Genomic DNA, 925 nt, shown 5'->3' on the forward strand with positions numbered 1-925 from the left:
GTTCATAGAATAGTCTTCATTTTTTAAATCAGTTTTTGATAATTCACTTAATTCATTTAAAAGTTCTTTTAAAAAATCATTACTGATTTCTGCACTAATTAAAGAATTAAATTTTTCAAAAGTAAATTCATCATTAAAATCAATATTTTTTAATTCATCTTTAATATGATTTATTACATCATGTTTTTTGATAATTGTTGATAAATTAGTACACAACTTATCTAAGTTCGAATTAATTTTATTTAATTTTTCATATTCTTTAAGTTCTAAATGTTTTTCTAATTTTTTAATAATAATTTCAAGTGGTAAATATTCATCTAATTCTTTTTTTGTGTTAATTGATTTGAAGGTAATAAATCAATAATACTTTTTAATCCAAATGGATAGTAAGATAAAAAATAAGATGTAAGTGTATCAACACCAGCCATAGCATAATTTTCAGGAATTTTTAATGATTCTCACATTCCTTTGCCTAATATTTCTAATTGTTCTATAAAAGTTTTACCTATTATAGACTTTTCTGATACTACAACTATTGAAAAATATCTTTGTGCTACTCTAATTGAAATACCTGTTAACAATACAATTGGAGAAGATAAATATTCAATAGTTTTTCAACAACAATTATTTGAACTTATTTCACTTTCTTTTTTAATAAATTTTGGTAAATTTTCATAAATTTCTCCTAAATCATTAAAATATATTCTTACCTTATTTTTATATTTTTGTTCATCACTATTTCAATATTGATTAATGTAATTGGTATAATAACGAATTCTTAAATTAATATTTGCAAGTTCTGCAATAATTTTTTTAGTTTTAGTAATAACTATTTCATTATTATTTTCTATTCCTACCACTAAAGATTCCATATTTTGATTTCTTATACTGGCACTATGGCACTTGGCACTTAGCCCTTTTTACT

General features: G+C 21.3%; 2 protein-coding genes. Both read right to left on the reverse strand.

Translation table 4 applies throughout. The features are described 5' to 3' along the window. Window positions 1–216 (reverse strand): hypothetical protein (locus M0D11_RS06135; protein ID WP_252321046.1); only part of this gene is annotated, 216 nt, incomplete at its 3' end. 101 nt (window positions 217–317) lie between these two features. Next, a complete protein-coding gene (locus M0D11_RS06140; RefSeq protein WP_252321049.1) occupies window positions 318–872 on the reverse strand; it encodes a hypothetical protein in 555 nt (184 codons plus the stop codon). Window positions 873–925: the final 53 nt, after the last annotated feature.

Source organism: Spiroplasma endosymbiont of Lariophagus distinguendus (assembly GCF_023846195.1).
Classification (GTDB): domain Bacteria; phylum Bacillota_I; class Bacilli_A; order Mycoplasmatales; family VBWQ01; genus Spiroplasma_E.